The organism is Caballeronia arationis (assembly GCF_001544975.2).
In the GTDB taxonomy this organism is placed as follows: Bacteria; Pseudomonadota; Gammaproteobacteria; order Burkholderiales; family Burkholderiaceae; genus Caballeronia; species Caballeronia arationis.
Genome location: NZ_FCOG02000289.1, coordinates 1 through 3764 on the forward strand (window position 1 = coordinate 1; position 3764 = coordinate 3764).

The window sequence follows — 3764 nt, forward strand, 5'->3', positions numbered from 1 at the left end:
TAGCCATCGTCGATTTCGTGCTGTTCCAGCGTGTAGTTCTTTTCCATCTTGACCTCGCCTTCGAGCACCTTCGCTCGGCAGGTGCAGCACACGCCGCCCTTGCACGCGTAAGGCAGCGCGAGACCCGCCTTCAGGCCGACATCGAGCACGCTCAGGCCCACGTAAGGCAGACGCAGCTTGCGCTTCTTTCCGTCGATGATCAGTTCCAGATCGGCCGCGGGCGTGTCCTCGGTGATTTCGATGGGCGGGACGCCCGCCTGCGGCAGCGGCGTGCCGAAACGCTCGACGTGCACCTGCTTCGGCGGCACGCCTGCTTCCTTCAGGGCGGCTTCGGCCGCGTCCATCATCGGGCCGGGGCCGCAGATGAACGCTTCGTCGATTTCGGTCGCGGGCGTGAGCGTTTGCAGAAACGCCGCGCACTTTTCCTGATCCAGCACGCCGTTGAACAACTCGACGTCCTGCAAATCGTCCGACAGCACGTGATACAGCGAGAACCGGCTCATGAAGCGGTTTTTCACGTCTTCAAGTTCCTCGGCGAACATGATCGCGTCGACGCTGCGGTTGCCGTAGACGAGCGTGAAGCTGCTCGTCGGCTCCGTTTCGAGCGTCGTCTTGATGATCGCCAGCACCGGCGTGATGCCCGAGCCGCCCGAGAACGCAACGTAATGCTTCGCGTGATCCGCGTTCAGGTGCGTGAAGAAGCGGCCATCCGGAGTCATCACTTCGATTTCGTGGCCGGGCTGAAGCGTATCGAAGGCAAAATTCGAGAAACGCCCGCCGCGCACGCGCTTGATGCCGATGCGCAACTCGCCGTCGCGGTCGTAGTCGGTCACGCCGACGCAGATCGAATACGAGCGGCGCGTTTCCTCGCCGTCGATGTGCGTCTTCAGCGTGACGAACTGGCCTTGCGTGAAGCGATACGCGTCGCGCAGGTTTTCAGGGACGTCGAACGAAACAGTGACGGCATCGGCGGTTTCGGGCCGTACTTCGCGTATACGCAGCGGATGGAATTGCGGAGTCGCCATGATGTCGGGTCAGTAAGGTTTGAAGTAGTCGAACGGCTCGCGGCAGTCGATGCAGCGATACAAGGCCTTGCACGCGGTCGAGCCGAATTGCGCGAGGCGTTCAGTGTGTTTCGAGCCGCAGCGCGGGCAGGCGGGCGTGTCGACGACCGCAGCGCGCGGGACGAAGCGGATCGTCTTTTCCTGCGGCGCGGCGCTGCCGCAATTGCCGGTCGGCGGCGCGATGCCGTAGCGGCGCAGCTTTTCGCGGGCGTCGGCTGTCATCCAGTCCGTAGTCCACGCCGGCGCGAGCACCGTGTCGATCCGATGCGGACCGAGTCCGGCTTGCGTCAGCGCGTGCTCGATGTCTTCGGCAATCTGCGACATCGCCGGACAGCCGGAATAAGTCGGCGTGATCACCACTTCGATGACGTCATCCGCCCCGCGACGCACGTCGCGCAAAATGCCGAGTTCGCGGATCGATACCACCGGGATTTCCGGGTCCGGCACGTTTTCCAGCACTTCCCAGGCGCGTTCGAGGCGGGCGTCGTTGGTCGTCATGGCGTAGGCGTTCATCGTGGAATCCTTGGGCTTACCAGCTCGCGCCGGGGTGCTGGCGCGCGAGGCTCTGCATCTCGGCCAGCAGATAGCCCATGTGCTCGGAATGCTCGCCGTGCTTGCCGGTGCTCACGTGCTCCACCTCGGCAGGCGCCTTGAGGGTTGCCTGTTCGAGCGTCGCGGCGACGTCTTCGCGCCATGCCGTTTCGATGTCGGTCGGGAGCGGGCCGATGCCGGCGGCGGCGATTGCCGTCTCGACGTCATCGACGCTGAAGAACTCCTGCGTGTACGGCATCAGGTAGTCGAGGGCCGCCTGCGCGCGCCGATGCGATTCCTCGGTGCCGTCGCCGAAACGGATCAGCCAGTCGCCCGCGTGGTGCAGGTGATAGCGCGTTTCCTTCAGCGACTTCGCGGCGATCGCGGCGAGGTGCTCGTCCGTCGACGATTCGAGCGCCGTCCACAGATGGCTCATCAGCGCCGAATACAGGAAGTTGCGCACGATCGTCACCGCGTAGTCGCGTTCGGTGCGCGCGGTGCCGGCGAGCGGCCCGAAGTGCGGCAACTCGGCGATCGTGAAGTTCGCGAATTCGCGCTCGGTGCGGAAGTAGGCGTAGTCGTCTTCGGTCTTCTTCACACCGTTGAGCTTTTCGTCGAGCGTCGCGGCGTGCGAGTACAGGAGGCGCGCCTGCCCGATCAGATCGAGGCTCATGTTGGCGAGCGCGATGTCTTCCTCGAGCGCCGGGCCGTGACTGCACCACTCGGCGTTGCGCTGACCGAGGATCAGCGCGTTGTCGGCGAGACGCAGCACGTAGGCGAGATGTTGGAGCGTCGTCATGTCTCTAGCGCCTTACATGTGGTTGATTTCGTCGGGCAGCACGAAGAAGGTCGGGTGACGGTAGATCTTGTCGCCGGCCGGCTCGAAGAGTTCGGCCTTGTCGGCCGGATCGGAAGCCGTGATCGCCGCCGACGGCACCACCCAGATGCTCACGCCTTCCTGCCGACGCGTGTAGACATCGCGCGCCATGCGCAGCGCGGCGGGCGCGTCGGGTGCGTGCAGGCTGCCGCAATGCTTGTGATCGAGGCCCTGCTTGCTGCGCACGAATACTTCCCAGATCGGCCATTCCTTGTTCATCGTCGTCTCCTTTGTCGACCAGAGTCAGCGCTTTAGCGCCTACTCGGTCCCATGCAAAATAGTTGCTACGCTGCTTGTTGGTGGGCGCGGGCGGCTTGTTTTTCCGCATGCGCGAGCGCGGCTTCGCGGACCCAGGCGCCGTCGTCGTGCGCCTTCACGCGGGTGGCGAGACGCTCCTTGTTGCACGGGCCGTCGCCGTTCACGACGCGCCAGAATTCGTCCCAGTCGATCGCGCCGTAGTCATGCGCCTTGCGCTCCTCGTTCCACTTCAGGTCCGCATCGGGCAGCGTGACGCCGAGGATCTTCGCCTGCTCGACGGTCGCATCGACGAATTTCTGGCGCAGGTCGTCGTTCGAAATGCGCTTGATGCCCCACTGGAACGACTGGCCGCTATGGATCGAGTCCTTGTCGCTCGGGCCGAACATCATCAGCACCGGCCACCACCAGCGATCGACCGCCTGCTGGACCATGTCCTTTTGCGCCTGCGTGCCCTTCATCATCGAGAGCAGCGCGTCGAAGCCTTGCCGCTGATGGAAGGACTCTTCCTTGCAGATGCGGATCATCGCGCGGGCGTACGGGCCGTAAGTGCAGCGGCACAGCGGAATCTGGTTCATGATCGCGGCGCCGTCGACCAGCCAGCCGATCACGCCGACATCCGCCCAGGTGGGCGTCGGATAATTGAAGATGCTCGAATACTTCGCACGGCCGGCGTGGAGCGCCGCGACGAGCTGGTCACGCGAGACGCCCATCGTTTCGGCCGCACTATATAGATAGAGGCCGTGGCCGCCTTCGTCCTGCACTTTCGCGAGCAGGATCGCCTTGCGCTTCAGGCTCGGCGCGCGGCTGATCCAGTTGCCCTCCGGCTGCATGCCGATGATCTCCGAATGCGCGTGCTGCGAAATCTGGCGGATCAGGGTCTTGCGGTAAGCCTCGGGCATCCAGTCCTGCGGCTCGATCTTGCCGTCGGCCTGCATCACGGCGTCGAAACGCTGCTGTTCGGGGGAGGCATTCGTATCGGCTTGCACGCCGATCGGCTGGACGTTGCCGGGGATATCAAGGGATTGGGTGTACAT

The 3764-nt window shown here is 64.1% G+C and carries 5 protein-coding genes; all 5 read right to left on the reverse strand.

Annotated elements, in window-relative coordinates:
• Positions 1–1025, reverse strand: a 1025-nt coding sequence (locus AWB81_RS41050; protein WP_062644170.1) for an FAD-binding oxidoreductase, incomplete at its 3' end; no start/stop codon positions are given.
• A gap of 9 nt (positions 1026–1034) precedes the next feature.
• Positions 1035–1577, reverse strand: coding sequence for a 1,2-phenylacetyl-CoA epoxidase subunit PaaD (gene paaD, locus AWB81_RS41055; RefSeq protein WP_062644172.1), 543 nt, complete (start codon positions 1575–1577; stop codon positions 1035–1037).
• Positions 1578–1593: 16 nt separating this feature from the next.
• The gene (gene paaC / locus AWB81_RS41060) at positions 1594–2394 is read right to left on the reverse strand and encodes a 1,2-phenylacetyl-CoA epoxidase subunit PaaC (RefSeq protein ID WP_062644174.1); all 801 of its coding nucleotides are present in this window, start codon (positions 2392–2394) and stop codon (positions 1594–1596) included.
• Positions 2395–2406: 12 nt separating this feature from the next.
• Complete coding sequence (paaB, locus tag AWB81_RS41065) at positions 2407–2691, reverse strand: 1,2-phenylacetyl-CoA epoxidase subunit PaaB (protein ID WP_062644177.1); 285 nt, start codon at positions 2689–2691, stop codon at positions 2407–2409.
• A gap of 65 nt (positions 2692–2756) precedes the next feature.
• Positions 2757–3764 (reverse strand): 1,2-phenylacetyl-CoA epoxidase subunit PaaA (gene paaA, locus AWB81_RS41070; RefSeq protein WP_062644179.1); only part of this gene is annotated, 1008 nt, incomplete at its 5' end.

Coding starts and splice junctions, on each gene's coding strand:
- paaB (WP_062644177.1), bottom strand. CDS start 2,691: ATGAACAAGGAATGGCCGATCTGGGAAGTATTCGTGCGCAGCAAGCAG.
- paaC (WP_062644174.1), bottom strand. CDS start 2,394: ATGACGACGCTCCAACATCTCGCCTACGTGCTGCGTCTCGCCGACAAC.
- paaD (WP_062644172.1), bottom strand. CDS start 1,577: ATGAACGCCTACGCCATGACGACCAACGACGCCCGCCTCGAACGCGCC.